The sequence below is a fragment of the Thermohalobaculum sp. genome (assembly GCF_058622915.1).
The window spans coordinates 1-26,985 of record NZ_JBZSYN010000029.1 but is presented as its reverse complement, the minus strand read 5'-3'; the positions used below and the strand labels follow the sequence as shown (position 1 = coordinate 26,985).

At 68.5% G+C, this 26,985-nt stretch carries 26 protein-coding genes, 2 tRNA genes and 1 pseudogene; 9 read left to right on the top strand and 20 right to left on the bottom strand.

Annotation, left to right across the window (positions count from 1 at the left end; all coding sequences use genetic code 11):
* From AC32QD_RS02675 to AC32QD_RS02640, 8 genes are all read right to left on the bottom strand, one after another.
* Nucleotides 1-1,705, bottom strand: a 1,705-nt coding sequence (locus AC32QD_RS02675) for a DNA-directed RNA polymerase subunit beta family protein (protein ID WP_492008934.1), incomplete at its 3' end; no start/stop codon positions are given.
* A 245-nt stretch (nucleotides 1,706-1,950) separates the two neighbouring features.
* Nucleotides 1,951-2,331 carry a 50S ribosomal protein L7/L12 gene (gene rplL, locus AC32QD_RS02670; RefSeq protein WP_492008933.1) on the bottom strand — a complete coding sequence of 127 codons (381 nt, stop codon included), beginning with the start codon at nucleotides 2,329-2,331 and terminating at the stop codon, nucleotides 1,951-1,953.
* Nucleotides 2,332-2,424: 93 nt separating this feature from the next.
* Complete coding sequence (rplJ, locus tag AC32QD_RS02665; protein WP_492008932.1) at nucleotides 2,425-2,946, bottom strand: 50S ribosomal protein L10; 522 nt, start codon at nucleotides 2,944-2,946, stop codon at nucleotides 2,425-2,427.
* 247 nt (nucleotides 2,947-3,193) lie between these two features.
* Nucleotides 3,194-3,889 carry a 50S ribosomal protein L1 gene (rplA, locus tag AC32QD_RS02660; RefSeq protein WP_492008931.1) on the bottom strand — a complete coding sequence of 232 codons (696 nt, stop codon included), beginning with the start codon at nucleotides 3,887-3,889 and terminating at the stop codon, nucleotides 3,194-3,196.
* Nucleotides 3,890-3,891: 2 nt separating this feature from the next.
* Nucleotides 3,892-4,320 (bottom strand): 50S ribosomal protein L11, encoded by a 429-nt coding sequence (gene rplK / locus AC32QD_RS02655; RefSeq protein WP_492008930.1) that lies wholly within the window; start codon nucleotides 4,318-4,320, stop codon nucleotides 3,892-3,894.
* 119 nt (nucleotides 4,321-4,439) lie between these two features.
* Nucleotides 4,440-4,973, bottom strand: a complete 534-nt coding sequence (gene nusG, locus AC32QD_RS02650; RefSeq protein ID WP_492008929.1) for a transcription termination/antitermination protein NusG — start codon at nucleotides 4,971-4,973, stop codon at nucleotides 4,440-4,442.
* 194 nt (nucleotides 4,974-5,167) lie between these two features.
* On the bottom strand, nucleotides 5,168-5,362 hold the full coding sequence (gene secE / locus AC32QD_RS02645) for a preprotein translocase subunit SecE (RefSeq protein WP_492008928.1): 195 nt from the start codon (nucleotides 5,360-5,362) through the stop codon (nucleotides 5,168-5,170).
* A gap of 30 nt (nucleotides 5,363-5,392) precedes the next feature.
* A tRNA-Trp gene (locus AC32QD_RS02640) sits at nucleotides 5,393-5,468 on the bottom strand.
* Nucleotides 5,469-5,731: 263 nt separating this feature from the next.
* Between AC32QD_RS02640 and AC32QD_RS02635 the strand changes: the two genes are divergently transcribed.
* Nucleotides 5,732-9,343 (top strand): PKD domain-containing protein, encoded by a 3,612-nt coding sequence (locus AC32QD_RS02635; RefSeq protein ID WP_492008927.1) that lies wholly within the window; start codon nucleotides 5,732-5,734, stop codon nucleotides 9,341-9,343.
* Nucleotides 9,344-9,439: 96 nt separating this feature from the next.
* On the opposite strand, the gene otnI is transcribed toward AC32QD_RS02635, so the two are convergent.
* The 3 genes from otnI to AC32QD_RS02620 are packed head-to-tail and all read right to left on the bottom strand — an operon-like array spanning nucleotide 9,440 to nucleotide 11,407.
* Nucleotides 9,440-10,201 (bottom strand): 2-oxo-tetronate isomerase, encoded by a 762-nt coding sequence (gene otnI / locus AC32QD_RS02630; protein ID WP_492008926.1) that lies wholly within the window; start codon nucleotides 10,199-10,201, stop codon nucleotides 9,440-9,442.
* Between the two features lie 14 nt (nucleotides 10,202-10,215).
* A complete protein-coding gene (locus AC32QD_RS02625) occupies nucleotides 10,216-10,953 on the bottom strand; it encodes a sulfotransferase-like domain-containing protein (RefSeq protein ID WP_492008925.1) in 738 nt (245 codons plus the stop codon).
* A gap of 19 nt (nucleotides 10,954-10,972) precedes the next feature.
* On the bottom strand, nucleotides 10,973-11,407 hold the full coding sequence (locus AC32QD_RS02620) for a hypothetical protein (protein ID WP_492008924.1): 435 nt from the start codon (nucleotides 11,405-11,407) through the stop codon (nucleotides 10,973-10,975).
* A 261-nt stretch (nucleotides 11,408-11,668) separates the two neighbouring features.
* On the opposite strand from AC32QD_RS02620, the gene AC32QD_RS02615 reads away from it, so the two are divergent.
* Nucleotides 11,669-12,856, top strand: a complete 1,188-nt coding sequence (locus AC32QD_RS02615) for a pyridoxal-phosphate-dependent aminotransferase family protein (RefSeq protein ID WP_492008923.1) — start codon at nucleotides 11,669-11,671, stop codon at nucleotides 12,854-12,856.
* 21 nt (nucleotides 12,857-12,877) lie between these two features.
* Here the strand turns inward: AC32QD_RS02615 and arfB are convergent, their stop codons facing one another.
* Complete coding sequence (arfB, locus tag AC32QD_RS02610; RefSeq protein WP_492008922.1) at nucleotides 12,878-13,300, bottom strand: alternative ribosome rescue aminoacyl-tRNA hydrolase ArfB; 423 nt, start codon at nucleotides 13,298-13,300, stop codon at nucleotides 12,878-12,880.
* A 123-nt stretch (nucleotides 13,301-13,423) separates the two neighbouring features.
* Here arfB and AC32QD_RS02605 point away from each other — a divergent pair, with 123 nt between their 5' ends.
* The 3 genes from AC32QD_RS02605 (at nucleotide 13,424) to AC32QD_RS02595 (ending at nucleotide 17,375) form a co-directional block, all read left to right on the top strand.
* Nucleotides 13,424-13,783, top strand: coding sequence for a cyclic nucleotide-binding domain-containing protein (locus tag AC32QD_RS02605; protein ID WP_492008921.1), 360 nt, complete (start codon nucleotides 13,424-13,426; stop codon nucleotides 13,781-13,783).
* Nucleotides 13,784-13,998: 215 nt separating this feature from the next.
* Nucleotides 13,999-16,374 (top strand): mechanosensitive ion channel domain-containing protein, encoded by a 2,376-nt coding sequence (locus AC32QD_RS02600; RefSeq protein WP_492008920.1) that lies wholly within the window; start codon nucleotides 13,999-14,001, stop codon nucleotides 16,372-16,374.
* A gap of 65 nt (nucleotides 16,375-16,439) precedes the next feature.
* Nucleotides 16,440-17,375 (top strand): HEAT repeat domain-containing protein, encoded by a 936-nt coding sequence (locus AC32QD_RS02595; RefSeq protein WP_492008919.1) that lies wholly within the window; start codon nucleotides 16,440-16,442, stop codon nucleotides 17,373-17,375.
* A gap of 141 nt (nucleotides 17,376-17,516) precedes the next feature.
* On the opposite strand, the gene AC32QD_RS02590 is transcribed toward AC32QD_RS02595, so the two are convergent.
* From AC32QD_RS02590 to AC32QD_RS02565, 6 genes and pseudogenes are all read right to left on the bottom strand, one after another.
* On the bottom strand, nucleotides 17,517-17,948 hold the full coding sequence (locus AC32QD_RS02590) for a hypothetical protein (RefSeq protein ID WP_492008918.1): 432 nt from the start codon (nucleotides 17,946-17,948) through the stop codon (nucleotides 17,517-17,519).
* 304 nt (nucleotides 17,949-18,252) lie between these two features.
* Nucleotides 18,253-18,528, bottom strand: a pseudogene (locus tag AC32QD_RS02585) (integrase core domain-containing protein); the annotation flags it as partial.
* Nucleotides 18,529-18,874: 346 nt separating this feature from the next.
* Nucleotides 18,875-19,528 (bottom strand): c-type cytochrome, encoded by a 654-nt coding sequence (locus AC32QD_RS02580; protein ID WP_492008917.1) that lies wholly within the window; start codon nucleotides 19,526-19,528, stop codon nucleotides 18,875-18,877.
* A gap of 112 nt (nucleotides 19,529-19,640) precedes the next feature.
* A complete protein-coding gene (locus AC32QD_RS02575) occupies nucleotides 19,641-20,900 on the bottom strand; it encodes a sulfite oxidase (protein WP_492008916.1) in 1,260 nt (419 codons plus the stop codon).
* A gap of 128 nt (nucleotides 20,901-21,028) precedes the next feature.
* Entirely contained in the window at nucleotides 21,029-21,820 is a 792-nt protein-coding gene (locus AC32QD_RS02570) for a hypothetical protein (RefSeq protein ID WP_492008915.1), read from the bottom strand.
* A gap of 2 nt (nucleotides 21,821-21,822) precedes the next feature.
* Nucleotides 21,823-22,353: an RNA polymerase sigma factor gene (locus AC32QD_RS02565; RefSeq protein ID WP_492008914.1), complete on the bottom strand. Its 531-nt coding sequence runs from the start codon at nucleotides 22,351-22,353 to the stop codon at nucleotides 21,823-21,825.
* Nucleotides 22,354-22,612: 259 nt separating this feature from the next.
* Here AC32QD_RS02565 and AC32QD_RS02560 point away from each other — a divergent pair, with 259 nt between their 5' ends.
* Nucleotides 22,613-23,332: a class I SAM-dependent methyltransferase gene (locus AC32QD_RS02560; RefSeq protein ID WP_492008913.1), complete on the top strand. Its 720-nt coding sequence runs from the start codon at nucleotides 22,613-22,615 to the stop codon at nucleotides 23,330-23,332.
* A 692-nt stretch (nucleotides 23,333-24,024) separates the two neighbouring features.
* Here the strand turns inward: AC32QD_RS02560 and AC32QD_RS02555 are convergent.
* Nucleotides 24,025-24,100 (bottom strand) — tRNA-Ala (locus tag AC32QD_RS02555).
* A gap of 126 nt (nucleotides 24,101-24,226) precedes the next feature.
* Between AC32QD_RS02555 and AC32QD_RS02550 the strand changes: the two genes are divergently transcribed.
* The 3 genes from AC32QD_RS02550 (at nucleotide 24,227) to AC32QD_RS02540 (ending at nucleotide 25,425) form a co-directional block, all read left to right on the top strand.
* A complete protein-coding gene (locus AC32QD_RS02550) occupies nucleotides 24,227-24,523 on the top strand; it encodes a YggT family protein (protein ID WP_492008912.1) in 297 nt (98 codons plus the stop codon).
* Between the two features lie 7 nt (nucleotides 24,524-24,530).
* Entirely contained in the window at nucleotides 24,531-24,866 is a 336-nt protein-coding gene (locus AC32QD_RS02545; protein WP_492008911.1) for a DUF167 family protein, read from the top strand.
* 169 nt (nucleotides 24,867-25,035) lie between these two features.
* Nucleotides 25,036-25,425 (top strand): hypothetical protein, encoded by a 390-nt coding sequence (locus AC32QD_RS02540; protein ID WP_492008910.1) that lies wholly within the window; start codon nucleotides 25,036-25,038, stop codon nucleotides 25,423-25,425.
* A gap of 115 nt (nucleotides 25,426-25,540) precedes the next feature.
* Here AC32QD_RS02540 and AC32QD_RS02535 read toward each other — a convergent pair whose 3' ends face one another.
* Nucleotides 25,541-26,794, bottom strand: a complete 1,254-nt coding sequence (locus AC32QD_RS02535; protein ID WP_492008909.1) for a M24 family metallopeptidase — start codon at nucleotides 26,792-26,794, stop codon at nucleotides 25,541-25,543.
* Nucleotides 26,795-26,985: the final 191 nt, after the last annotated feature.

Sequence of the window (26,985 nt, the reverse complement as noted above, 5' to 3'; positions counted from 1 at the left end):
TCTCTACGGTCGGCGGCTCGCCCGGGCGCATGACGCGGTAGATGTCGAACAGCGCGTCCTCGCGCGTCAGCCCGCCCGGACCCAGCGCCGAGAGGCGCCGCTTGTGGGTGACTTCCGAAAGCGGGTTGGTCTGGTCCATGAACTGGCTGAGCTGGCTCGAGCCGAAGAACTCGCGCACCGCCGCGGCCGCCGGCTTGGCGTTGATCAGGTCCTGCGGCATCACGGTATCGATCTCGACCGAGCTCATGCGCTCGCGGATCGCGCGCTCCATGCGCAAGAGCCCGATGCGGTACTGGTTCTCCATCAGCTCGCCCACCGAGCGCACGCGGCGGTTGCCCAGATGGTCGATGTCGTCCACCTCGCCGCGCCCGTCGCGCAGTTCGACCAGCGCCTTGACCACCGCCAGGATGTCCTCCTTGGTCAGCGTGCGCTGGGTGTCGGGGGCGTCGAGCTCGAGCCGCATGTTCATCTTCACGCGCCCGACCGCGGAGAGGTCGTAGCGCTCGGGGTCGAAGAACAGCGACTGGAACATCGCCTCGGCCGCCTCGATGGTCGGCGGCTCGCCCGGGCGCATCACCCGGTAGATGTCCAGAAGCGCCGTCTCGCGGCTCACGTTCTTGTCGAGCGCCAGCGTATTGCGAATGTAGCCACCGACGTTGAAGTGGTCGATATCCAGCGTCTCGATGGTCTCGATGCCCTGCTCGCCCAGCATCTCCACCGTCTCGGCGTCCAGCTCGTCGCCCGCCTCGACATAGATCTCGCCGGTCTCCTCGTTGACCATGTCGACGGCGGCGTAGCGCCCGACGATCGACTCGTAGGGCGCGACCACGTTGCGCGCGCCGCCCTCGGCCAGCTTCTTCAGCTCGCGCGGCTTGATCTTGGTGCCGGCCTCCGCCACCACCTCGCCGCTCTTGGCGTCGATCAGGTCATAGGCGGGCGTGGCGCCGCGCAGCCGATCGAAATTGAGCGGCACCGACCAGCCCTCGCCGTTTCGCGTGAAGGTCACGCGGCCGTAGAACAGGTCGCAGATCTCCTCCTGCGTCATGCCCAGCGCGTAGAACAGCGTCGTCACCGGCAGCTTGCGCCGCCGGTCGATGCGCACGTGCACGATGTCCTTGGCGTCGAACTCGAAGTCCAGCCACGAGCCGCGATAGGGAATCACGCGCCCGGCGAACAGCAGCTTGCCCGAGGAGTGCGTCTTGCCCTTGTCGTGGTCGAAGAACACGCCCGGCGAGCGATGCATCTGGCTGACCACCACGCGCTCGGTGCCGTTCACCACGAAGGTGCCGTGCGGCGTCATCAGCGGGATGTCGCCCATGTAGACATCCTGCTCCTTGATGTCCTTGACCGAGCGCCCGCCGGTCTCGTCATCGACGTCGAACACGATCAGCCGCAGGGTAACGCGCAGCGGCGCGGCATAAGTCATGTCGCGCTGCACGCATTCCTCGACATCGTATTTCGGGTGCTCGAGCTCGTAGCGCACGAACTCCAGCGTCGCCGTCTCGTTGAAATCGGTGATCGGGAAGACCGACTGGAACACGCCCTGTACGCCCTGCCCATCGGCCGGGACGTCGCCGTCGCCGCTCTTCAAAAACAGGTCGTATGAGCTCTTCTGCACCTCGATGAGGTTGGGCATGTCCGCGACTTCGCGGATCTTGCCGAAATGCTTCCGAATCCTTTTGCGCCCGGAGAAAAGAACACCCATATCCGTCCTCGGCTCATCTGCCTGCCCTGGCCGCTGGGGGGCGGCGGCCCTGGGGCGTCTCTCGCTCTGTTGCAGGGCCCCTTGCCTGCGCGCCGGCGGCCCCCGCCGGCGGTGTCCCGGGCCCCTGGCTCCCGCGTCCTCTTGGACCGTGCGCCGGCACGGCCCGAGACGACGCGGGCTGGACCCGCACCAGGGCGGGTCCAGCCTTTCGCTGTTTATTTACGCACGGGGCACGCCCCGCGCGCTCACTTCAGCTCGACCTCGGCACCGGCTCCTTCGAGCTGCGCCTTGATCTTCTCGGCCTCCTCCTTCGAGGCAGCTTCCTTGACCGCCTTGCCGCCGGCCTCGACCAGGTCCTTGGCCTCCTTCAGGCCCAGCCCGGTGATGGCCCGGACCTCCTTGATGACCTTGATCTTCTCGGCGCCCGCGGCCTTGAGGATGACGTCGAACTCGGTCTTCTCCTCCTCGGCCTCGGCCGGGGCGGCAGCTGCACCGCCTGCGGCCGCCACGGCCACCGGCGCGGCGGCCGAGACGCCCCACTTCTCCTCGAGCAGCTTCGACAGCTCCGAAGCCTCGAGCACGGTCAGGTTGGACAGATCGTCAACGATCTTGGAAAGATCAGCCATATTTACGGTTCCTCATATGTGTCGCGACAGATGCCGGTGAAAGAGCGACGCTTTGCCCTACCCCGGCCCGTCGGTTGCCTCGTGGGGCGGCGCTCACGCCGCCTCGCCTTCCTTCTCGGCCCGTGCGGCCAGAACGCGCGCCAACTGCGTGCCCGGGGTGCTGACCACCCGGGCAATCTTGCCAGCCGGGGCCTGGATCAGGCCGATCAGCTTGGCGCGCAGCTCGTCCAGCGAGGGCAGCGAGGCCAACTCCTTCACCCCATCCGCATCGAGGATGGTCGACCCCATGGCGCCGCCGAGAACCACCAGCTTCTGGTTCTTCTTGGCGTACTCCGCCACGACCTTGGGGGCCGCGACGGGGTCGGGTGAGTAGGCGAGGGCCGTCTGGCCGGTCAGGTACTCGTCGATTCCCTGGCCCGGCTTGCCTTCGAGGGCGATCTTGGCGAGCCTGTTCTTGGCGACCCGGACCTTGCCCCCAGCGTCACGCATCTGGGTGCGAAGGTCGGACATCTCGGCAACCGTCAGGCCCTGGTAGTGCATCACGACGATGACACCAGCCTCGGAAAAGACCTGGCCGAGTTCCTCGACCACCTTTTCTTTCTGGGCTCTATCCACGGTTTCCACTCCAAGTTTGGCGACCCTCGCGGGCCGCCGGCTCCGTTCGGCACCGGCCGCATCCCGCGCCCGGCACCCGGTCCCCGTCCGGGGACTGGCCAATCTCGCGCCCCGAAGGGCCGATCCTGTACCGTGTCCCCGTCTATGGCGGGACTTACGGACCTTCCGGTCCACCCACCGTCTCGGACGGGCGGAGGGGCGAGCCCCCCGGCTTCAGCCCCGGCGCCGCCGCCGGGGATCTCGCGTGTCAGCGCGACAGGCTCTCGAGCGCCACCGGCACGCCGGCGCCCATGGTCGAGCTGACCACAACCTTCTTCAGATAGGTGCCCTTGGCGCCCGCCGGCCGGGCGCGCTGGATCGCATCGACGAAGGCCTGCGCATTCTCCAGCAGCTTGTCCTCGCCGAAGCTCGCCTTGCCGATGCCGGCATGCACGATCCCGGCCTTCTCGACGCGAAACTGCACCTGGCCGCCCTTGGCGTCCTGCACCGCCTGCGCCACGTCGTTGGTGACTGTGCCGACCTTGGGATTCGGCATCAGGCCGCGCGGGCCCAGAACCTTGCCCAGCCGCCCGACCACCGGCATCATGTCCGGCGTGGCGATGCAGCGATCGAAGTCGATCTTGCCGCCCTGCACGGCCTCGGCCAGGTCCTCGGCGCCCACCATGTCGGCGCCCGCCTTTTCGGCCTCCTCGGCCTTCGGCCCCCGGGCGAAGACGGCCACGCGCACGGTCTTGCCGGTGCCGTTCGGCAGGTTGACCGAGCCGCGCACCATCTGGTCGGCATGGCGCGGGTCGACGCCCAGGTTCATCGCCAACTCGATGGTCTCGTCGAACTTCGCCTTGGCATGTGCCTTGACGAACTTGATCGCCTCGCCGAGCGCCACCAGCCCGTTCTCGCGGACTGCGGTCTTGGCCTCGCGCAGGCGCTTTCCGTGCTTCGCCATCGTCAGCCCCTCACCTCGATACCCATGGACTTGGCGGCGCCGGCGATGGTCTTCATCGCTGCCTCGACCGAGGTGGCGTTGAGGTCCTTCATCTTCGCCTCGGCAATGTCGCGCACCTGCTTGGCGCTGATCGAGCCGACTGTCTCGCGCCCCGGCATCTTGGCGCCCGCGTTCAGCCGCGCCGCCTTCTTGATCAGGTAGGACGCCGGCGGCGTCTTGATCTCGAAGGAGAACGACTTGTCGGCGAAATAGGTGATGATGGTCGGGCAGGGCGCGCCCGGCTCGATCTCCTGGCTGCGCGCATTGAACTGCTTGCAGAACTCCATGATGTTGATGCCGCGCTGGCCCAGCGCCGGGCCGATCGGCGGCGACGGGTTCGCCTTGCCGGCAGGCACCTGCAGCTTCAGCGTGCCGATGACTTTCTTCGCCATGCTCTCGCTTTCCTCTCTCCGCGCCCGCCCGGCGCGCCGGGCGGGATTTCAGGGGCGTGGTCCGGTCCGGACGGCGCGCCGTCCTCGCCTCCCACGATGCGCTCTCAGCTCGCCCCGGCTCAGCCCGTCTTGGCGACCTGCGAGTACTCCAGCTCGACCGGTGTCGCCCGGCCGAAGATCGAGACCGAGACCTTCAGCCGCGCGTTGTCCTCGTCGACGTCCTCGACCATGCCCTGGAAGCTCTCGAACGGCCCGTCGGTCACGTTCACCTTGTCGCCGACCTGGAAGGTCACGGCGGGGCGCGGCCGCTCGGCCCCCTCCTCGACCTCCTGCAGGATGCGCGCCACTTCCGCGTCGCGCATCGGCGTCGGCTTGCCCTGCGGGCCGAGGAACCCGGTCACGCGGGGCAGGTTGTTGATGACGTGATAGGTGCGCTCGTTCATCTCCATCTTGACCAGCACGTAGCCGGGCATGAAGCGGCGCTCGACATTGACCTTCTGGCCGCGGCGGATCTCCACCACCTCCTCGGTGGGGACTAGCACCTCCTCGATCTCGTCCTCGAGGCTCTGCACGCGCGCGGCCTCGCGAATCGCCTCAGCGACCTTCTTCTCGAAGTTCGAGAGAACGTGGACCGAGTACCAGCGTTTCGCCATGCGTCGCGTTCCTTGCCTCCGGTCGGCGAGCCCCGCTGAGCCGGGCACCCGGGATACGACCGCCTTGCCGCCCTAACCCCTTGTGAACTCAGTGGTTTCGGTGCGGGCCCCAACCATAAGGGCGCGCAGCCCGAATCGGCGCGCGCCGCGCTGTCTGTGAAGAGTTCGCCCGATAGACCGAAACGCCCGGAAAATCAACCCCCCCGGAACCCGAGGATCGTGTCCACCCCGATGTGCAGGAAGAAGTCGACGACCACGAAAAAGATTGCCGTGAGCGCCGAAAGCGCCAGCACCATCAGCGTGGTGATCCCGGCCTCCTTGCGGGAGGGCCAGACCACCTTGGACGCCTCGGCGCGGACCTGGGCGATGAACTGGGCTGGATTGATCATGGGCCTGCCTGTCCTCTCAGCTTTCGCCGCTGGCAGGGGCGGAGGGTCTCGAACCCCCGACCTGCGGTTTTGGAGACCGCCGCTCTACCAACTGAGCTACACCCCTGCATGCAGCGGCACCCGGGCATTTACGGTCAAACGCACACGGGCGCAAGGGGCCCGCGGCGCGGCGCGCAAGCCGCATGTCCGGTTTCGGGAAAGTGGCTCCGCATTACTCGCGTAATAATTGTATTACGGAACGAAATTCCGTGCCTGGTTGCATTCCGGAAGGACGGTTTTGCTTGACAACTCGTGCAGATGCGGGGATTTTTGAATCAACTTCCAAGAACAATTTGTTGAGGCAGTACACGCGACGAGAGGGGATTTGCGATGGCACCCAATACTCGGACTTGGGTCGTGGGTCTTTTGTTTGCGTTCGCAATGGCTTCCCCGCAGATCGCAGGTGCTGCCGAGGCGACGCTGCCGATTGGATCGGGCGCGCAGCCGGGCACGCCGCCGGGGCTTCTCGGCAAGCCGCAAGGCGCCTGGTCCAAGGCCAACGGTGCCCTTCGCGAGGTCGCGCTCGAGTTCGCCGCGCACCAGCGCCAGGGCGTGTCGGGCGCGTTCCAGCCCTCGAACACCACCCTCCAGTTCACCCCCGGCCACATCGTCGTCGACGTCGTTGCCACCGGCGATCCGCAGGCCCTGCTGACTGCGCTCGAGAAGCTCGGCATGCAGCATGCCAGCGTCTACAAGCAGGTCATCTCGGGCCAGCTGCCCTACGGCGCCATCGCCCGCGCCGTCGAGCTGCCCGGGCTGCAGGCGATCTCCGCCTCATTCAAACCCATGGTCAATGTCGGCGAGGTCACCAGCGGGGGCGTCGCCGCCATGTACGCCGACGCCGTGCAGAACAGCGGCTACACCGGCGCCGGGCTCCGCATTGGCGTGCTCTCGGACAGCTTCAACCTGAAGAACGGCTACGCCACCGATCAGTCCACCGGCGACCTGCCGGCGGGCATCAAGGTGCTGGAAGAATCCCCGAACTCCGGCCTCGACGAAGGCCGGGCCATGATGCAGCTCGCCTATGACGTTGCGCCGGGCACCAACTTCGCCTTCCACACCGCCTACAACGGCATGGCCGACTTCGCCAATGGCATCACCCAGCTGGCCGACACCGGGCCGCAGGGCGGCGCGGCCAACGTCATCGTCGACGACGTCTTCTACTTCACCGAGCCGATGTTCCAGGACGGTATCGTGGCCCAGGCGGTCGACAGCGTGGTCGCTCAGGGCATCCCGTACTTCTCTGCCGCCGGCAACGCCGCCCGCCAGAGCTACGAGGACGCCTTCTATCCCAGTGGCGAGGAGTTTTACGTCCAGGGTCTTTTCGGACTCGAAGACCGGGGCATGCTGCAGGCTTTCGACAGAGTCGAAGGGACTGCCGCCAATCCGGGAGACTGGAGCCAGACCCTCACCATCCCGAACTACACCAGCCCCACCGTGGTCTCGCTCGTGCTGCAATGGGACCAGCCTTTCGGCCAGTCGCAGAGCGACATGGACATCTACCTTACGACGCCGGCTGATGCGAGCGGCACTTCTTCGCTGGTCGCCAGCAGCACCGACAACAACGCCCTCAACAATGGTGGCACCGGAGACCCGATCGAGATCCTTCAGTTCAATGCCGGCAACTGCGTGGGCTGCGTGGCTCCGGGGACCTACGACCTGCTGATCGCGCACTACAGCGGCCCGGCGCCCGGCAAGATGAAGTACATCGTGTTCAACGGTGGGGTCACCTGGGACTACGCCACCAATTCCTCGACCAATTACGGCCACTCCAACGCCGCCAGCGCCGAGGCCGTCGGAGCCGCCTACTGGCAGGCGACGCCCGGAGGCGGGTGCGATACCACGGGGGCGACGTCGCAAACCTGGGACGACTGCGAACTGAACGCCTCGGGAGCCGAGACGGCGCAACTCGAGTCTTTCTCGTCGGCCGGCGGCACGCCGATCCTGTTCGACCAGGCCGGCAATCGGCTGACCAGCGAAGAGGTGCGCCTCAAGCCCGAAATCGTCGGACCGGACGGTGCCAACACCACCTTCTTCTATGCCGACAGCACGCGAGACACCGACACCTGGCCGAACTTCTTCGGCACTTCGGCAGCGGCGCCGCACGCCGCAGGCGTCGCCGCGCTGATGCTCCAGGCCAATCCCTCGCTCACGCCCGCGCAGATCTACCATGACCTCGAGTCGACGGCGCTGAACATGAACCCGCGGCCCGAGGGCACGCCCGAGGACACCACGACCGGCTTCGACTTCGACACCGGCTTCGGTTTCGTCCAGGCCGACCAGGCGGTCGCGGCGGCTGGCGGGGGTGCCGGCAACCACCCACCGATAGCCGCCTTCTCGTCTTCCTGCACGAACCTGACCTGCAATTTCGACGCGTCCGGATCATCGGACAGCGATGGCACCATCGCCAGCTACGCTTGGGACTTCGGCGACGGCTCGACCGGCAGCGGGGTGACGCCCAGCCATACCTATGCCGCCGGCGGCACCTACACGGTTAAATTAACGGTGACGGACAATCAGGGCGCCACCGACATCATCAGCCAGAGCGTCTCCGCCAGTTCGTCGTCCAACACCCCGCCGACGGCGAACTTCACCTCCGACTGTTCGGTACTCGACTGCAGGTTCACCGACACCTCGACTGACCCCGACGGCACGGTTACTGGCTGGTCGTGGGACTTCGGTGACGGGGGCGCCTCGACGGCGCAGAACCCGACGCACAGCTACGCCGCCGCCGGTACCTACACCGTCACCCTGACGGCAACGGACAACGACGGCGGCACCGACAGCACCAGCAAGAGCGTGACCGTTGCGAACCAGGCGCCGGTCGCCTCCTTCACGGTGCCGCAGAACCCGTGTCCATTCAACGCTACCGTCGGCGGCTGGACTTGCGATTTCCACAACACATCGACCGACGATGGTGGCGTCCCGACCACTTCCTGGGAATGGTCTTTCGGCGACGGAGACACGAACAATTCGGATTGGGATCTGATTTATCCTTTGCAGGTCCTCTATACGGTTCCGGGCACCTACACGGTCGGCCTGACGGTCACCGACAGCGGCGGACTTTCCAGCAGCACCAGCCACACCGTGGCGATGGCCGTCACTGCCCATGTCGCCAGCCTCGACGGCACTAGCGTCGTGCATGGCGGGCGCTGGGACGCGCAGGTGCGCGTGCTCGTGAAGGAGAGCGACCTGGGCCTGCCGGTCCCGGGGGCCATCGTGAACGGAAGCTGGATCAGCGGCACCAACGGCGGCGGCAGTTGCACGACCGACTCGACCGGCTGGTGCACGATCACCAAGAGCAACCTCAAGAACAATATCGGTAGTGTCACCTTCCAGGTCACCGGTATCGGCGGAACCGGCGTCACCTATAATGGAACTGCCAACACCAGCACCACAGTCACGGTTTCGCAGTCGAGCACCTCGACCAACCAGCCGCCGTCGGCGAGCTTCAGCTATAGTTGCTCGAGCCTCGACTGCACGTTCACCGATGCCTCGACTGACCCCGACGGCACGGTCACCGGCTGGGCCTGGAATTTCGGCGATGGGGGCACCTCGACCTTGCAGAACCCGACCCACAACTACACGGCCGGCGGCAGCTACACCGTCACCCTGACCGTCACCGATAATGGCGGGGCCAGCAGTGCGCCCGCGAGTCAGACCGTTTCGGTGTCGGGCGGTAGCGGAGGCGGCAGCTCCTTTACTCTCACCGCGAACGCCTACAAGGTTAAAGGGGTGCAAACCGTTGACCTGACGTGGAGCGGCGCAGCGTCAGCAAATGTCGATATCCACCAGGACGGCGTCGTCGTAGACACAGTGGCAACTTCTAGCAGCCCCTACACCTACAGCCTCGGCAACAAGGGCAGCGGAAGCTACAACTTCCAGATCTGCGAGCACACTACCGGCGGTTCTTGCTCCAATATCGTCACCGTGACCTACTGAGGCGCTTGAAAACAGAGGGAGCCGGCACCGAGCCCGGCCCCCTTGCTTCGAAGACGCAAGGCCCCGCCTGTCAGGCCCGGGAACCGATCGGCGCCATCAACCCCGGGCCGCCTCAAGCCACCCCAGCCCGTCCTCCGTGCGCCCGCGCGGGCGGTACTCGCAGCCCACGAAGCCGGCATAGCCCAGCCGGTCCAGGAGCGCCAAGAGGTGGGCGTAGTTCACCTCGCCCTCATCGGGCTCGTGCCGGTCCGGCACGCCGGCGATCTGCACATGCGCGAGTCGGGCCGCCAGCCGCTCGATCCGGCGCGTCAGGTCCCCTTCCATGATCTGCGCGTGATAGAGGTCGAGCTGCAGGCCGAGATTGCCCGCCCCCACCCGGTCGAGCACCGCCACGGCCTCGGATGAGGTCGCCAGGTGATAGCCCGGCATGTCGCGGCTGTTGATCGGCTCGATGGTCAGGCCCTGTGCGCCGGCGGCCTGCGCCGCCCAGGCCAGGTTGGCGACATAGGTCTCGCGCGCCGCCGCGCCTGCGGCCAGCCCCGCCATCACGTGCACTCGCCCGGGGTGCAGCACCGCCGCATAGTCCAGCGCCTGCGCGAAGGCGGCGCGGAACGCCGCCTCGCGGCCGGGCAGGGCCGCCAGCCCGCGCTCGCCCGCCGCCCAGTCGCCCGGCGGCACGTTGAACAGCGCTAGCTCCAGCTCGGCCCCCTCCAGCGCCGCGCGGATCTCCGCCGCCGGCCAGTCATAGGGGAACAGGACTTCCACCGCCCGGAACCCCGCCGCCGCAGCCGCCTCGAAGCGGTCGAGGAAGGGGCGCTCGGTGAACATCACGGTCAGGTTGGCGGCAAAGCGCGGCATCGCTCACCCCGGTCTCACAGCGCCAGCCTGTGCGCCCTGAGCCGTTCATAGAACGGCCGGCACCGGGCGACGATGTCCTCCAGCCCCTGGGGCACCGGCCCGGCCGGGCGCGGCGGCGCGAAGCCCGTGGTGCGGTAGAGCCGCGCATACCAGTGCGCCCCCCAGACCCCGTCCGAGGCGCGGGGCCCCGGCGCCCAGCCCAGCATCGCCGGGTCGAACGCCACCCCCAAAGCCGCGCACAGCGCGCCCAGCGCCGCCTCTGGCGCACGCAGCACGTCGTCGGCCTCGATCACCGGGGGAATCGCGCCGGTCAGCCCGCGCACATGCTCGAACAGCTCGGCCTGGCGGCGAAAGCCCAGGTCGTCCGCCCCGTCGTCCGCGCCCATGCCGGGCCAGCGCTCGCGGAACGAGGCCGCCACCGCCTCAGGCGGCCGGATCAGGAAGGCGTGCCGGCAGGCCGCCATCCACCCCGACGGCGCCTCGGCGATCATGTGCTGGCACATGTGCTTTTGGAAGTGGATGGGCGCGTCGGTGTCCGCCGCACAGGCGCGCGCCACCGCCTGCCAGTCGCCCGGCTGCGACGCGATCACCGCCTCGCGCATCGGGTGGTCCCGCCCGGTGGCCCTCAGATAGCAGGCATAGAACGGCTCGTCCGTCACCTGCGTGTCGGCGCGGCTCTCCCAGGCGCGCATCATCGCCGTCGAGATGTTGCGCGGCCCCGACCACATGGCGATTCGCACGGTACCCGGCACGGGCGCCTCCCGGTTGACCTCAGGGGTAGGAGGCAACCGAGAACTGCACGCCTGTGTCAAGCCAGGCGTGAAAGGCCTTCAGCACGCCCAGGCGGTGCGCGATCAGGAACTCGCCCGAGGGCGTGACCGGCAGGCCGTCCGCCCTGCCGCGCCCGGCCGCCGCGGCGTTCAGCCCCACCACCGTGGCGCGCAGCGCGGCGATCCGGTCGAGCAGCACACCCGAACGCCGGCGCTGCTCGGGCGTGCCGTTCTCGAGCAGCCGCTCGGCCCTGGAACAGGCCTCGGCCAGGATGACCACGAATTCCCCAGGCTGTGCCTGCCGCGCCATCGCTGCCCGCGCCTCGTAGTAGCGGCAGGCCTGGTCGAAGCCGGCCTGCTCGGCGTCGCTCATCGGCGGCGCGCGCAGGCCTGCCATCGCGGCCCAGGCCAGCACCCCGAACGCCACACTGATCAACGGCCGCATCATCGAGACCACATTCCACCCCCAAGCGGTCGGCACAGAATTACATGCAAACCGGCAAAAATGACATTCTGCGGGGCCATTTTATGTCGATTTGTTGAAATTTTGCCGCAAGGGGCGGCACCGTCCGCCAAGCCGCCGCGGGGCTGCCCCGGCATAACGCCGCGTGATCGCCGCCATCAGCGATTGAGCGCTTGCCTTCCCGGCATCCGCCGCTAGCCTGCGCGCCGGTTCAAATGTCGAAGGCTCACTCTCATGTCGCTGAAGTTCGGCCGTCCGCTCGTCGCCATCCCCGGCCCCTCGGTGATCCCCGACCGAGTTCTCGCCGCCATGCACCGGCCGATGCCGAACATCTACGAAGGTGCGCTGGTCGAGCTTTCCAACTCGGTGCTGGCCGAGCTGCCGGCGATCGCGCGCACCGCCGGCCATGCCTTCGTCGCCAGCTGCAACGGCCACGGCGCCTGGGAGATGGCGCTGAGCAACTGCTTGAGCCGCGGCGAGCGCGTGCTGGTGCTCGAATCGGGCCGCTTCGCCGTGAGCTGGGGCGAGATGGCCCGCACGCTGGGCCTCGAGATCGAGACCCTGCATGCGCCGAAGCGCCGCGCCGTCGATCCGGCTGCGGTGGAGGACCGCCTGCGCGCCGACCGCGCGCACGCCATCAAGGCCGTCCTCGTGGTGCAGGTCGACACCGCCTCCTCGGTCATCAACGACATCGCCGCGATCCGCCGCGCCATCGACGCCGCCGGCCACCCGGCGCTCCTGATGGTCGACTGCATCGCCTCACTGGGCTGCGTGCCCTACGAGATGGACGCCTGGGGCGTGGACGTGACCGTGGGCGGCTCGCAGAAGGGGCTGATGGTGCCCCCGGGGCTGGGCTTCACCTGGGCGGGCGAGCGGGCGCTTGCGGTGCACGAGCGCGCCGACCTGCGCAGCGCCTACTGGAACTGGACCCCCCGCATGGGCGACGGCCCGCATTACTGGCGCTACTGCGGCACGCCGCCGGTGCCGCACCTCTATGCGCTGCGCGAGGCGCTCGACATGATCGCCGAGGAGGGGCTCGAGAACGTCTGGGCCCGGCACGCCGTGTTCGGCGAGGCGGTCCGCGCCGCCGTTGCCGCCTGGGCCAGCCCCGGCGGCATCGAGTTCAACGTCACCGAGCCGGCCGAGCGCTCGGACTCGGTCACCACCGTGCTGACCGGCTCGATCGACGCCGCGCGCCTGCGCCGCACCGCCGAGGAGCAGGCCGGGCTCACCCTGGGCATCGGCCTCGGCGAGTTGGAGGCGTGCACCTTCCGCATCGGCCATATGGGGCACCTGAACCCGCCCATGGTGCTCGGCGCGCTCGGCACCATCGAGTCCGCCCTCGCCGCCATGGGCGCACCGGTGGGCGGCTCGGGCGTCGCCGCCGCGGCCGCGCACATCGGCAGGGCCATCGCAGCCTAGCCGCCCCGACCCGTGGGCGGCCTAGTCCTCCCCCCGCGGCGCCTCGCGCAGCCGCTTCACCTGGCCGCGCCGCGCCTTCGCCTCCACCCGCCGCCGCTTCGCCGCCTTCGAGGGCTTGGTCGGCACCCGCCGCTTCGGCTTCTCGGTCGCACGCTGGATCAGCGCCGCCAGCCGCTCGCGCGCGTCCTCGCGGTTGCGCGCCTGGCTGCGGTAGCGCCGCGCCTCGATCACCACGGCACCGTCCGCGGTCCAGCGTCGCCCGGCCAGCCGCTTCAGCCGCGCCTTGACCGCCTCGGGCAGGTTGGGCGAGCGCGCCGCCTCGAAGCGCAGCGAGACCGCGGTCTCGACCTTGTTCACGTTCTGCCCGCCGGGGCCGCCGGCGCGCGCGAAGGTCTCGGTGATCTCCCAGGGCTCGATGGCGATGTCGTCGCTCACGCGGATCATGCCGCCCCCTCCGCGCCGTATCACCCGGGCGCGATTGCCCTTCCCGCTCCCCGGGTTTTCTGAAAAATTCGGCAGCGAGGCAAGCGCGGCGAAGCAACGAACCACCAGGCGGGAGACCCGGCGATGAAGCGCATCACATTCGAGGCCGGACAGCAGATCTTCGCCGCCGGCGACCCGAGCGATCTGTGCTACCAGATCGTCTCGGGCGAGGTCGAGGTCCGCATCGGCACCGACCGCATCTCCGGCGAGGCGGGCTGGCGCGTGACCGAGCGGCTCGGCTATGGCGAGGTGTTCGGCGAGATGGGCATCATCGACGACTCGCCGCGCACCGCGACGGTGATAGCAGCCCGGACAACGGTCTGCGTCGCCTACACCCCCGACGAAATCCTCGATCTGCTCGAGGCCAGCCCGGCAGAGGCGCTGGCTTATATCCGCACGCTGATCCGCCGGTTGCGCGCCGCCAACATGAGGTACTCCGATTAGCCCGCGGGCACCTGAGCCCGGTGCGCCCCGGGGCGGGTGATCCATCGCGGACGACGGCGCGTAGAAGGTGCCGGGCATCGCCTGAGCGCGCGCGCCCGGCCGCCGATTTGCACCCTGCGCGCCCGGCGGATAAACCGTCTGCCGCCGCGCCGCGCGGGCAGCGCGGCGCCTGGCCAGACGTTCAGCACTGCGCAGACCCGCACGGGAGGGAAACCTTGCACCGACACGCCGTCAGCCACGCATCGCCGTTCGCGTACGCCCACGCCCTCGTGGCCGCCGTGGTCCTGATCCTCTCCCTTGCGCTGCCGGCCGCGGCACGCTCGCCGCTGCCCTCCCCTCCCAAGGCCGCCGCGCAGCACAGCGCCACCCAGCCCGACACCGCCGCCAGCAACGCCGAGGCGCTGATCAAGGTGCTGCGCGACGACCGCGCCCGCGAGGCCCTGATCAAGCAGCTCGAGCAGATCGCCGCCAAGGGCGCTGCCGGCTCCAAGGGCGCCGCAGCACCGACCGCCTCAGCCGCCGCGCCGGGCACGCAATCGGGGCCGGGGCCGTCGGTCATCCGCCGTATCGCCGAAGCGACGCAGTCTGCCGCCCAGGCGACCGCAACCGCGATCCAGGGCTTCTGGAACCAGCTCTCGCACGCACCCGATACCTTCTCCGCGCTCGGCCAGGCCGACCTCAGCAAGCTCAGCGACAGCCTCAAGAATCTGGCGCTGACGATTGCCGCATCCTACGCGGTGTTCCTGGTGCTGCGCAGCCTCGCCCGCCGGCTCTGGGGCGCCATGGGCCGGGCGGCGGCCCGCGCGGGCTTCTGGCGCACGCTCATCCTGGCAATCGCCTCGACCGGCATCGACGCGCTGGTGGTCGTCGCGGCCTGGGCGGCGGGCTATGCCATCGCGGTCACCGCCTTTGGCGAATTCGGCAGTATCGCGATTCTGCAGACGCTCTACCTCAACGCCTTCCTCGCGGTGCAGCTGGCCAAGGTGGTGCTGCGGGCCCTGATCGCGCCGGGTGCCGCCGAACTGCGCCTGCTGCCCTTGCGCGACGGCGCGGTGCGCTTTCTCGACCGCTGGCTGGTGCGCTTGATCGCTCTGCTCGGCTACGGCCAGGTGCTGGTCGTGCCCGTGGCGACCCAGCAGGTGTCGTGGTCGGCGGGCCGGGCGGTCGGCGCGGTGATCGGCCTGATCGCCCTCGCCGTGCTGGCCGGCATGGTGCTCGCCAAGCGCCGGCCGGTGGCGGACTGGCTGTCCGGCAATGGCGGGCGGCGCCCGGGCACGCTCGGCCTGCTGGCGCGGCACTGGCACTGGCCGGCGCTCATCTACCTGGCGGGCCTGGCGCTGATCGTGCTGGCGCGGCCGGGCAACATGCTGTTCCCGGTGCTCGGCGCCTCGGGCCAGATCCTTCTCGCGGTGATCGTGGGCTACATCGCCGCCACGTGGCTCAGGCGCGCCATCGCCCGCGGTGTGAGCCTGCCCGACGCGGTGAACAAGCGCCTGCCGCTGCTCGAGCGCCGCCTCAACGCCTTCGTGCCCAAGGTGCTGCTGGCCTTCCACGTCCTGGTGGTTGCCGCGGTGATCCTGTTCGCCCTCGACACCGTGGGGCTGATCGACGCGGGCGGCTGGCTGGGCAGCCGGCTCGGCGCCCAGTTCTCGGGCCAGGTCATCGGCGTCGCCCTGATCCTGGTCCTGGGCTCCCTCGTCTGGCTGGCCATGGGCTCGTGGGTCGACTGGCGCCTCAATCCCGACTACGGCCGCCCGCCCACCTCGCGCGAGCAGACCCTGCTCACGCTCCTGCGCAACGCCGCGACCATCGCCGTCCTGGTGATCACCCTGATGTTCGCCATGTCCGAGGCGGGGCTCAACATCGGGCCGCTGCTGGCCTCGGCCGGCGTGCTCGGGCTCGCCATCGGCTTCGGCGCGCAGAAGCTGGTGCAGGACATCATCACCGGCGTCTTCATCCAGTTCGAGAACGCCATCAACGTGGGCGACGTGGTCACCGCGGGCGGCACCACCGGCGTGGTCGAGCGGCTGACCATCCGCTCGGTCAGCCTGCGCGACCTCAACGGCACCTACCACATCATCCCGTTCTCCTCGGTGGACATGGTCTCGAACTTCATGCGCGGCTTCGCCTATTATGTCTGCGACATGGGCGTGGCCTACCGCGAGAACGTCGATGAGGTGAAACAGGCCATGCACGACGCCTATGACGAGCTGCGCGCCGATCCCGACCAGGCCCCCCTGCTGATGGGCGATCTCGAGTGGTTCGGCCTCAATTCCTTCGGCGACAGCGCCGTGATGGTGCGCGCCCGCATCAAGACGCTGCCCGGCAAGCAGTGGGGCGTGGGCCGCGCCTACAACGGCGTGCTCAAGCGCGTCTTCGACGAGCGCGGCATCGAGATCCCGTTCCCGCACCAGACCATCTATTTCGGCGAGGACAAGCAGGGCAACGCGCCGCCGATGCACGTGGCCATGCAAGGCAGGCCCGCGCCCGCGCCGGTCGCCGACGAGACCGGCCGGATCGCCGAGACTGCCGAGGCCAGCCCCGGCAAGCCGGTGGACGACGCCCCGCCGGCCTCCCCCGAGGACCGCTGACGCTATCCCCGGCGCGCCGTTTGCGCTATGCTGCGCGCGCTGGGCGAAGGGGTGGGACCGGGTCCATGTCGAACGGGTGGCATCGCGCGCGGGGCGGCTGTGTGCTGGCCGGAGTGCTGGCCTGCGGTGTGGGCGTGCCGGCGGATGGCGGCGCTCCGGCCGACAGGGGACGCGAGCTGCGGCTCAGCGTCGACGGCGCCACGGTGTCGGCCGAGCTGCGCCACGCGTCCCTGCTCGCCGCGCTGCACGACCTCGCGCGCCAGGCGGGCTTCAAGCTGGTCGCGCCGGGCCCGCTCGACGAGCAGGTCAGCCTGTCCCGCTCCCGCGTCCCGCTTGCCGACCTGCTCGAGACCCTGCTGCGCGGCTGCTCCTGGGTCGCCGAGTATCACCCCGACGGTGCGGCGGCGCGCGACCGCATGGTGCGGCTGCTGATCCTCTCGACCGGCGACTGCTCCACCCCCGCCACCGCACCCGGCACGGCCGGCGCGGCCGCTGCCGCGCCGCGGCCCGCCCGTGCCCGCGCCGCCCCGACCGAGCGCGACGATCTCAAGGCACGCCAGAAGGCCCTGCAGCGCGCCATCAACGGCTTCGAACACCCGCCGCTCGACGACCTGATCGCCCAGGCCCGGAACGACCCGAACATCTCGATCCGCATCCTCGCGACCATGGCGCTCGGCCGCATCCGCGCGCCCGAGGCCCGGGCCGTGCTGATCGAGCAGCTCCACGACGACAACACCGCGATCCGGCGCGCAGCGGTGCGCGGACTCGCCAGAACCTGGGGCATCGAGGCAGTCGATCCCCTGGGAGCGGTGCTCTCGCACGATACCGATCCCGGGGTGTTCAGCCTGGCGGTGGACGGTCTTGCCCGCATCGGCACCGATGCCGCCTGGCAGCGGCTGCGCCTGGCCGCCGCGAACGGTGATCCAAAGCTGCGCGCCATCGTTCAGCGAGCGCTCGACGCCTCCGAGCGCAACGGCCAGGCATCGGCAACGGGTCAATAGCCGCGGCAGGGCGGCGTTTGCAGCCGCGCTGCGCGGCCGCGCGGATGCCATGACCAACCGGCCGGTCGCGGCCTGACCCGCTGCGCGCGATGCGTCTCCGGCCCGGCTACCTGGCGCCGGTGCGAACTGGTCTGGCGTCGGCTATGGCGAGTTTGGATTGTACAAGCAGGTCACGTTTACCTGCCCGGAAGGCGTAATGACTTCCTGCCAGTCGTCAGTCGTCTGAACGATCTTAGGATCGAGCCTGATTGTGCAGGGGTTGTTCACGTCCGACTCGGTCAGCAAGATCGCTCTTTGCGTGGGCGGAACAGCGCCATCCGGAAGCGTGCCGCTGCAGGTGAATTTGAGGATCCCCGCCGGCGTGATCGTTTTCTCCACGAACGCACTGCCGCCATTTGAAGGCGGAAAAATCGTGAAAATCTTCCGAGGCGTCTCTGCGTCGTAAACCTTGCAAAAATCGCCGTCGATCGTGACGACGTCGCTGGCGGACTGTCCAAACGCCACTGACCCCGCCGAGATCGCCGCCACCGAAACCGCCGCCGCGGCGGCAAAAGCCATCATACCGATTTTCATCACCTTACCCCCTCACTTGACGTCACGTTGGAAAACACGCGAGTTGACGGTCACATTACGGCAAATCCAGAAAAAATTCCATTTGCTTTCAAAGTACAACTTCAGGTTGTCATGGACCTATTGCACTATACCGGACGTAGTTCATCCGCCGGCACGGGCCGCGATTAGCGGGCTTGGTGCCGATTTGAGCGGCCGAAACAGACGCCCCCGGCCAGCAACCCGAACGGCGTGATCGGTGCGTAAAAGGTACGCCGAGTTGTCCCGAGGTAGAGGCTGGCGGAGCCGATCTGACGTGCCCCGTCGCTCATCCGCCGGCGACTGGAATTCCGGGTTGCGCATTGCGCATGTGCGCGGCGTGAGCGACTTCCATCGGCGTGGAGCCCTCGATCGGGCGGCGCGCCGGTGGCCATTGCGTGTTCAGTGCCGCGGCCCTGGCCGCAGGCGTTTGGTCGCCGATCGCCCAGTGCGGCCGGCGGGCGCGCTCGTCCGTCGCCCACCCGGCGATGACGACGCGAGCGTGCCCCATCGACCAGAACAGGTGCTCGCTGAGGCACTCCTCGCGCCTCCGGCCCTGGAGGCTCTCCGAGAAAGCGTGTCTCGAGTTCGCTTGCCAGGCGCGCTATGGCGCCGGTCGAGCTTCCTGTTCCGGGTGACGGCCAGCACCGCTGTGGAGGTGACCTCGGTGCCGTTGTCGCTGACGACGGCCTTGGGCTTCCCGCGCCGGCCGATCAGGATGGCCGGCGCGCACTCCGCCGGCTTGCCCGCAAGCGCGGTATCCCGGGTCGCCGCCAGGCGTTCCTTGGTCACGTCGTCGATGGGGTTCAACGCGCGAAAACCTCCTGCCGTTGGCGAGCTGGTCGTGCGCGACGTCAAGCGACCTTGCTCACAGCGCGCAGCTGGCGTCCGCGAAACGGCGCAGTCGCCGGCTATGGCACAAGTCCCTTGCGCAGGGCATGGACGTCCTCGGCGGTCATGCTCTTCTGGCGCGCCGCAGCGATGTCGTCAGGCGACAGCTTGTCCATGCCGGATGGGGTCAGCGCGTCGTTGCCCCATTGGCCGCGCACGTAGTTCAGCACCGCAGCGATCTCCGCGTTCGAGAGGAAATCGAACGAGGGCATGACGTTGTCGAAGGGCTTGCCTTCCACCTCGATGGCGCCCCTCATGCCGTTGAGCACCACCAGGGCCGGGAACTGCGGCGAAAGGAAAAGATCGGCGTTGCCCGCCAGCGGCGGGAATTTTTTGTCCTCGCCGGCCCCGTCCGGCTGGTGGCAGGCGCTGCATATGTCGGAGAAGACCCGTGCGCCGTCGGCCGGGCTTTCGGAGGCCGCCGAGGCGCTGCGTGACTCCTGTGGTGGGTTCGGCCCGAGATAGGTGGCGAGGTAATCGAGGATCCGCGCCCGCTGGTCGTTGCTGATCCGCAGCCCGAAGTTGCGCATGTTGTCGAGCACCGCGTCCCAGGCCCCCCGGCCGATCCCCGCCGAATCGCGCAGCGATTGCAGGTCGTGGCAGGTCTGGCACTGGCCATAGACGAGATCGCGCCCCGGGCCTTTCGGCAATTCGATGCGCTGCTCCGCGGCCATGGCCGAAGGTGCCGCGCCTGAGAGAAACAGAAGGAGGAAAGCCCGTAGCACGTGCGGCTCCAGGTAAAGGGGAAAGGGCGGGGCAACGCGCAAATGCGTCGCCCCGGTCCGATCAGACGGTGATCTCGAGATGCTGAACGCCGTTCCACTCGTAACCGCGCGGGTTCCAGCGGGTGAGCCCGTTCATCGGCTGGCTGCGCCCCAGTGCGTCAGTGGCGCGCGTCATCAGCACATTCTTGCCTGAGGAAAGCTTGCGCCTGGCGGACCAGTGGTACCAGGCCCAGGGGCTCTCGGCCGGCTCGATCTTGGCCTTGGTCCATGTCTTGCCGCCGTCGCTCGACACCTCGACCATGGTGATCTCGGCCATTCCGTCGTTGAAGGCAACGCCGGTGATGTGGTGCTCGCCCGCCTTGGGCTTGTCTTCGGGCAGCGGCGAGAAGATCACGCTCTTGATCTTGTGCCCGTAGGTCGGGCGGCTGTTCTCCAGCGTGTAGTCGTTGGCCTCGAACTGGCCGGGCTCGACCGGCTTCAGCGGCATGCGGTAGCCGACCGACTGGTAGGCGCTCGGCGACTGTTCGGCGGCAAATTGCAGCACGGTGAGGAACTTGACGTTCATGTTGCCGTAGTAGCCGGGGATGATCAGGCGAACCGGGCCCCCGTGCACCGCCGGGATCGGCTCACCGTTCATCTTGAGCGCAAGGATGGCATTGTCGAGCGCGGGGTCGCCGATATGGTAGCTCTTGGCGAAGTCGGAGCCCACGGGTGTCGCCGGCTGGTCCCATCCCTCGGCAGTCAGCCACTTGGCCGAGCTGGCCACGCCGAGCTTCTCGGCATCGAGCAACTGCTTCAGTGGAACGCCTTCCCACTCGACATTGCCCATGCCGCCATTGAGCCATTGGCCGCCGGCAACCTTCTGCTTGGCGGCGTAGAACGAGCGGCCATTGCCGGCACACTGGATGACCGAGACCCGCTTGACTTGGTCCATCTTGGCGAGGTCGGCGATGTGGACATCGCGCGGGCGCTCGACCAGGCCATCGATGCGGATGGTCCAATCGCTGACGTTGGGCACCGCGGTTGTCGCGTACCAGGCGGCGGCCCCCTCGTGGGGGAAATGCAGCCGGCTGAAAAGGATCTCCTTCGGCGTGTGCTTGTACTGGCGAAGCAGCGTGATCGGCGTCTCCATTACGCCCAGCTTGGCATTGTGCACGATCAGGCCGGCCTTTTTGCCAGCGATGATCGCGGCCGAATCCGCCTCCTGCGCAAATGCCATCCTGAGCGCCGCGGGCGAGACGCCGAGTGCGAGGCCCGCCGCGCCGGCAATCTTCGTGAAGTCGCGCCGCGTTACGCCGTGTGCTGTTTGCCGCAAATGCATGATTGCTTCCCCTCCCTGGAAGTCCACGTTCCGGACAAGGTGCAGCTTGCGCCGAAATTGTCGTCGCTGCCCTTGTCAGGAAGAAACGAGCGGGGATGCGAAAAACTTCCCTGGCCCGCGCGGGCCCCTCAGGTCACGCAGCTCTTGCTGTGACGCTTGCGCTGGGCAAGCAGCTTTGCCGTGGCATCATCGAAGGGCGCGCGCGTGCGCGTTTCATGCTCGACCTTGTGTGCGATCAGATCCAGCATGGCCTTGTCCATGCCGCGGGCGAACAGCATGTAGCCGAGCTCATTGACTTGCCAGCCGTAGGCGCGCTCGAGCCCGACATCGACCCGCGCCATGGTCTTGGGCATGCCGGCCGAGGCGAAGACGAAGAGACTGAGATGGCAGTCGTGCACGCCGCGATAGCCGACCTGCAGAACCGGTCCCCCGTCTCGCTTCGCCAGGCGGACCCGTGTGATGGTCAGCCTGGCGCTCGCCAGGTTGGGGATCACCGGCAGCTGCTTGAAGTAGCTGAGCGCGCTCATCAGCGTCACGGAGGCGTCGTTAGCGTCGCCGGCCTTGGCGCTCAACCATTCTGAATGCAGGGCCCGGGCCGTTGCCAGGTCGTCGAGAGGAAGCTTCGGCGCCATCGGCTTGGGGGCCAGCAGCCACGGGGTGACGACCACCGCGAGTGCCAGACACGCTGCAGCGACCCAGACCATCGGCGCGCGGCGGCGCGGCCGCGCAAGCGGCACGGCGAGATCGGGCGGGGCCTCCGGGAAGCCGTCATGGGCGATGCCCTTGAGGCGATAGAGCGCCGCGATGTCGTTGGCGACCGCGGCGTTGGGACCCGCGGCTTCGGCCACCGCGGCGGCGGCGCGGGAATCGAGCTCGCCATCGACATAGGCATTCAGGGTGGTCCAGTCCGGCGATCGCATGCTCAGCGCCCCGACTCCCGTGCCCGCTCGAACGGAGTCACATTGCCTTCCTCGATGAGCGCCAGCAGCGCCTTTCGGGCCCGAGACATCCGGCTCATCACGGTGCCCTCCGGAACGCCAAGAACCGCGGCAGCCTCCGCATAGGTCAAGCCGACGAAGTCGACAAGAGCGATCGCCTCGCGGTGCGCGACCGAAAGCTTTGCCATGGTGAGCCGTACGGTTACGATGTCGACCAGACGCGCATCGCCGCCCCAGCCCGCCTCGGCGTCGTCTACGAAGTCGGCGTCCGGGTCGAGCCACGTCTCGCGACGAAGCTTGCGGCACTCGTCGATGAAGGCGTTGCGCAGAATCCTGAACAGCCAGGCCCGGTAGGCCGGCTCGTCCCGCGGTCGCCGGGCGGCACCGAGTGCGCGCAGCATGCACTCCTGCACCAGATCGCGCGAGCGGTCGCCGTCCTGGGTCAGTGCGTAGGCAAAGCCGTAGAGACGGTCGAGATTGCCCTCGGTCCAGTCTCGGTACGGCTCGTCCATCATGGGCGTTGCTCTCCCCCAGCAGCGGTAACCTTGCCGTGCGAGCACACAATGGGACATATCGTTTCTTGAGGCCGGGGTCGTGTCAACTGCTCTCGTTCGCTGCTTGACGGCCCCGAGGCGGCAGCTTTCGGCCCAGATCTCATCGCCACAAGGCGGGCGCCTTTGATTGAGCGGGAGCTCTTGCAGGAGTAGGGCTGTCGACAAGCCTGTCGTCCGGCGGCACTCGTGGGCCAAATGAGACGCTTCAAGGGACGTCTGGATGTGCGCGAGCCGCAGCGAAGATGAGCCGGCAGAATCGGTGGCACAACCACGCCCGGCGCTGCCCCGGGAGAGGCTGCATCGCCTCTATGACGGGCTTGCCTCCAGCTACGACGCGCTGCATGCGCTTTTGACGCTGAGATCGGATCAGAGGGGCCGGGCGCTCCTCGTCGAGGCGACGGTCGGAGAGGGGGATGCTGTGCTCGACTGCGGAGCCGGGACGGGCGCGACTGCGCTCTTGGCCACGAGGAAGGCAGGGCCGGGCGGAAGGGTGATGGTCTTCGACCTCAGCGAGGGCATGCTGGAGGTGGCCCGACAGAAGGCCTCGCGGCAGTGTGTTCTCGACCGCCTCGAGTTTCGGACCGGGGACATGGTGCGCCTGGCGTTCCCCGACGACCATTTCGACGCGGTGCTTTCCACCTACAGTCTGTGTCCGGTCTACGACCCGCAGACGGGTGCGTCCGAGATCTACCGCGTGACCCGGCCTGGCGGCCGGATCGGCATCGCCCATTCCACCATGCCCCGCAATCCCTTCCTCGGACGCCTCGCCGGCGCTGTGGAAGACGTTGCCTGGCGGGTGCCCTGGCTTTCGATGGGATGCCGGTCGGTGAGCGTCCTGCCGACTTTGCGGGCAGCGGGTGCGCGGGTGGTGTTACTGAAACGCTTTGGCGTGCCTCTCTGGCCCTTTCTGGTCTTCGTGGTCGAGAAGCCGGCGTCGTGACAGGGCAAGCCCACGTCGGTCCCCAACCCGCCCGCCTCAGACAATTCCTTTGCAGCGCAGACGCGGGCGATCCGGGAGGCCCAGGGACGGGGGTATCCCGTCAGCGACGAGCGGGCCGACAGTCAATCCGGCGTCGAGCGGGCTGCTTGCCACCGGAATGCAACGCAGCAGAAGGTTCCGGGATGTGCTCCTGTTCGCAGAGTTCGAGGTCTCGCGTGAGATGACCAGCATCTGTGTTTTCGATAGCGATGGCAAAATGATCCTTGATGCCAATGCGGCTTCGGATCCGGGCGCGAATCGCGACGTTCGGCAATCCCCGTCTCGCGGCAGACCTCGCCGATCGTCGTCCCGGCCTCGGCCTGTCTTGGAGCGAAGGCGAACTGCGCGTCCGTGAAGCCATTCTTCGGCAACCGGGCACTCCTCTCTCAACAGGATTGCGCCCGATAATTCGCGGTCAGTTCGGACCAGTTTCCAGGGTCGGGACCGGTTCTTGCGTCAGCCTGGATGTCGAAAGATCGAGAAATCGGGCGATGAGCCCGGCGCCGAATCTGCGCTTCCCGCTTGGTGCCTCGTCTCCTGATCGTGGCCGCAAGAGGCGCCCGTCCAGCGTGGCCGTGTGTGGCGGCAGCTGAAACGACGCGACCGAGGTTGGCCTCAGGCGTCCTTCAAGCGACTGGAATACGGAAGTTTTCTGGTGGAGCCGAGGGGATTTGAACCCCTGACCTCTGCAGTGCGATTGCAGCGCTCTCCCAACTGAGCTACGGCCCCGCGCGCGCCTCCTCTAAGCGCGGGCACGGGTGCTGTCAAGCGGCACCGCGTGCCGCATGCGTGCCCTTGATCGCGCCCGCCGGGGCGGCTAGAGACCTGTGAACCCTGAGCCACCGGAGCCCGCAAATGGCCTCGTTCCTGATCATTTTCAACGCCGCCGTCGGCATCGTCTGGTGGATGATCATCATCCAGGTGATTCTCAGCTGGCTGATCAATTTCGACGTGCTCAACCTGCGCCAGCCGCTGGTGTGGAACGTGTGGAACGGGCTCAATCGCCTGCTCGAGCCGGTCTACCGCCCGATCCGCAACTTTCTGCCCGACCTCGGCGGGCTCGACCCCTCGCCGGTGATCGTGCTGTTCCTGCTGTTCGCGCTGCAGGTGGTGGTGAACAGGAATCTCGGCCCCCTGGCCTACGGCTACTGAGCGCCCGGTGCCCGCGCCGCCCTGGCGCCGCGCGCCCGGCGGGCTGCGTGTGGTCGTCCGCCTGACCCCGCGCGCCGGCGCCAACGCGCTGGGCGGCATGCGCGAGGCGGCGCCGGGCCGGCCCTGCCTCATCGCCCGGGTCACCGCGCCGCCCGCCGGCGGCGCCGCCAACGCCGCGCTGATCGCGCTGCTGGCCAGGGCTCTTGGCCTGCCGAAATCCGCCGTGACGCTGGTCGCGGGCGAGACCTCGCGGCTCAAGACGCTCGAGATCGCCGGCGACCCGGACCGCCTCGAGCCGGCGCTCGCGGCCATCGCCCGGTCCGGCCCTCTCACACAGGCGTGAGCGCCCTTGGAGGCGGCGCGCGGCTTTATAATTTAATGCATCGACGATCGCCTCCGCGCGCCGGCCGGGCCGGCGGCGGAGGACCGCGATCGCCGCGGCTCTCCACCGCCGTCGCGGGGTCCCGCCGGGCGGGGATCGGCGAGCCCGCAACCTGTCAAGGACGACGGCCATGTCCCTCCAGACCAAATCCCTCGGCACCGCCGCGCTTCTGGCGGCGGCACTTCTCGCAGGCCCCACCGTCGCCGCGGTTTCCCGGCCGCATTCGGTCGATGCCGCGATGAAGATGTGCGTCTCGCCTGGCCACACCGAGACGCAAAGGATGCAGTGCGTGTTCGGCGCCATGGCGATGCACAGGATCGTGATGGACGCGAAGTCCGGGCAAATGGGCGAGATCAACTACAACTTCTCGCCCAAGGCGACCGGCGAGGAGAGGACGGCGATGGCCGATTTCTCCAAGGCGGTCGACAGGTGCTTCGCCGAAGGGCGGAAGAAGGGCGGCTTCTTGACCCAGTGCCACATGAAGGCGTTCAACAATTACGAGAACGCGCTCAAGAGGTAAGGCGCCGCAGACGCACCGCCGACCCCGCCACCCAGGGCCGCCGGCGCCCCAGCGCGCCGGTGACCCGCTTCAGGCGCCCCGGCCCGAGCCCTGAGCGCGCAAGGACGGGCCGGCCTCAGGCCAGCAGCGCGTTCTCGAACGGAAAGCGCGAGAGCAGCTCGATCCCCGCCTCGGTCACCAGCACCTGCTGTTCCAGCTTGACCCCCTGGGACCCGCCTTCCTCGCCGATATAGCTTTCCACGCACAGCGTCATGCCCGGCTCGATCACCCCGTCATAGCCGGCCTCGGGGAAATCGGCGCGGTGGTAGAGATAGGGATATTCCCCGGTCATCCCGACCCCGTGCGCCGACAGGTAATAGCGGTTGGCGAAGTACCGCTCGGGGATCTCCCAGGCGCGCTCGGCATAGTCGCCAAAGCTCATGCCGGGCCTGATGACGTCCATGTTGTGGTGCACCTGCTCGTGCGCCGTGCGGTAGAGCTCGCGCTGCGCCCGCGTCGGCCGGCCCGGGCCGGCGTGGAAGGTGCGCGAGAAATCGGCATAGTAGCCGAAGCAGCCCACCACGTCGGTGTCCAGCGCGATCAGGTCGCCCTTGCCGATCACCCGCTGGCCCGACTCCTGGAACCAGGGGTTGGTGCGCTGGCCCGAATTGAGCAGCCGCGTCTCCACGTAATCGCCGTCCTGCGCGATCACCGCCTGGTGCAGCACCGACCACAACGCGTTCTCGGTCATGCCCGGCCGGATCGCGGCCCTCAGCCGCGCCACCGCCACCTCGGTGGCGCGCAGCGACGCGCGCACGCATTTCACCTCCTCGGCGGACTTGATCGCCCGCGCCATCTCGACCGGCTCCTGCGCGTCCACCAGCCGGAAGCCCTGCGCCCCCAGCGCCGCCGCCGCCCCGGCATTGACCCGCTCGATGCCGATGGTCTCGCCCGCGCCCACCAGCGCGCGCAGCGCGGCGGCGGTCTCGGCCGCCCAGTGCGCCTCGCGCGCGCCGATCCCGGGCCCCGCGGCGACGAAGCTCGCGGTGATCGCGGGGCGCACCTCGTCGATGGTCTCCAGCCCGTCGGCCAGGTGCATGCAGCCGGTGAACTCGTAGAGGATCGCCGGCCCCTCGGCGGCGACGATCAGGTAGCGCGCGGGGTTGCGCGCATGGAAGATCTGCATGTTGCGCGCGCCGGTGGCGTAGCGGATGTTCACGGGATCGAACAGCACGCAGGCCGCGATGCCGCGCCGCGCCATCTCGGCACGCAGCCGGCCCAGCCGGTGGGCCCTGACCGCCACCATGTCGATGCCGCCCTCGATCGCCTCGCGGTCGAGAAGGGTGAGCTCGGGCAGCTCCGCCCGCTCCGCGTGCCAGTCCAGCTCCATCGCGCGCCTCCCTCGGCACATCCATCCGTTAGCGCCGTCGCGGCCCGCCCCGCGAGCCCAATCGCGACGCTCCGCGCGCCGTCAGCGCACAGGCGCGGCCCGCCCTTGATCTGCCGCAACGCCGCGCCGCCGGGCGCGCTGCTAGGATCGGGCGCCAAGCAACAGCCCGGAGACCCGCGATGAACTGGACC

Excerpts from the sequence above, each read along its gene's own strand:
- secE (WP_492008928.1), bottom strand. The coding sequence starts at position 5,362 with ATGATCAATCCAGCCCAGTTCATCGCCCAGGTCCGCGCCGAGGCGTCC.
- rplA (WP_492008931.1), bottom strand. The coding sequence starts at position 3,889 with ATGGCGAAGCACGGAAAGCGCCTGCGCGAGGCCAAGACCGCAGTCCGC.
- arfB (WP_492008922.1), bottom strand. The coding sequence starts at position 13,300 with ATGATCCGCGTGAGCGACGACATCGCCATCGAGCCCTGGGAGATCACC.
- AC32QD_RS02570 (WP_492008915.1), bottom strand. The coding sequence starts at position 21,820 with ATGCGATCGCCGGACTGGACCACCCTGAATGCCTATGTCGATGGCGAG.
- nusG (WP_492008929.1), bottom strand. The coding sequence starts at position 4,973 with ATGGCGAAACGCTGGTACTCGGTCCACGTTCTCTCGAACTTCGAGAAG.
- AC32QD_RS02540 (WP_492008910.1), top strand. The coding sequence starts at position 25,036 with ATGTCCCTCCAGACCAAATCCCTCGGCACCGCCGCGCTTCTGGCGGCG.
- AC32QD_RS02595 (WP_492008919.1), top strand. The coding sequence starts at position 16,440 with ATGTCGAACGGGTGGCATCGCGCGCGGGGCGGCTGTGTGCTGGCCGGA.
- AC32QD_RS02575 (WP_492008916.1), bottom strand. The coding sequence starts at position 20,900 with ATGCATTTGCGGCAAACAGCACACGGCGTAACGCGGCGCGACTTCACG.
- AC32QD_RS02590 (WP_492008918.1), bottom strand. The coding sequence starts at position 17,948 with ATGAAAATCGGTATGATGGCTTTTGCCGCCGCGGCGGCGGTTTCGGTG.
- otnI (WP_492008926.1), bottom strand. The coding sequence starts at position 10,201 with ATGCCGCGCTTTGCCGCCAACCTGACCGTGATGTTCACCGAGCGCCCC.
- AC32QD_RS02560 (WP_492008913.1), top strand. The coding sequence starts at position 22,613 with ATGTGCGCGAGCCGCAGCGAAGATGAGCCGGCAGAATCGGTGGCACAA.
- AC32QD_RS02580 (WP_492008917.1), bottom strand. The coding sequence starts at position 19,528 with ATGGCCGCGGAGCAGCGCATCGAATTGCCGAAAGGCCCGGGGCGCGAT.
- AC32QD_RS02535 (WP_492008909.1), bottom strand. The coding sequence starts at position 26,794 with ATGGAGCTGGACTGGCACGCGGAGCGGGCGGAGCTGCCCGAGCTCACC.
- AC32QD_RS02565 (WP_492008914.1), bottom strand. The coding sequence starts at position 22,353 with ATGATGGACGAGCCGTACCGAGACTGGACCGAGGGCAATCTCGACCGT.
- AC32QD_RS02605 (WP_492008921.1), top strand. The coding sequence starts at position 13,424 with ATGAAGCGCATCACATTCGAGGCCGGACAGCAGATCTTCGCCGCCGGC.
- rplL (WP_492008933.1), bottom strand. The coding sequence starts at position 2,331 with ATGGCTGATCTTTCCAAGATCGTTGACGATCTGTCCAACCTGACCGTG.
- AC32QD_RS02550 (WP_492008912.1), top strand. The coding sequence starts at position 24,227 with ATGGCCTCGTTCCTGATCATTTTCAACGCCGCCGTCGGCATCGTCTGG.
- rplK (WP_492008930.1), bottom strand. The coding sequence starts at position 4,320 with ATGGCGAAGAAAGTCATCGGCACGCTGAAGCTGCAGGTGCCTGCCGGC.
- AC32QD_RS02635 (WP_492008927.1), top strand. The coding sequence starts at position 5,732 with ATGGCACCCAATACTCGGACTTGGGTCGTGGGTCTTTTGTTTGCGTTC.
- AC32QD_RS02615 (WP_492008923.1), top strand. The coding sequence starts at position 11,669 with ATGTCGCTGAAGTTCGGCCGTCCGCTCGTCGCCATCCCCGGCCCCTCG.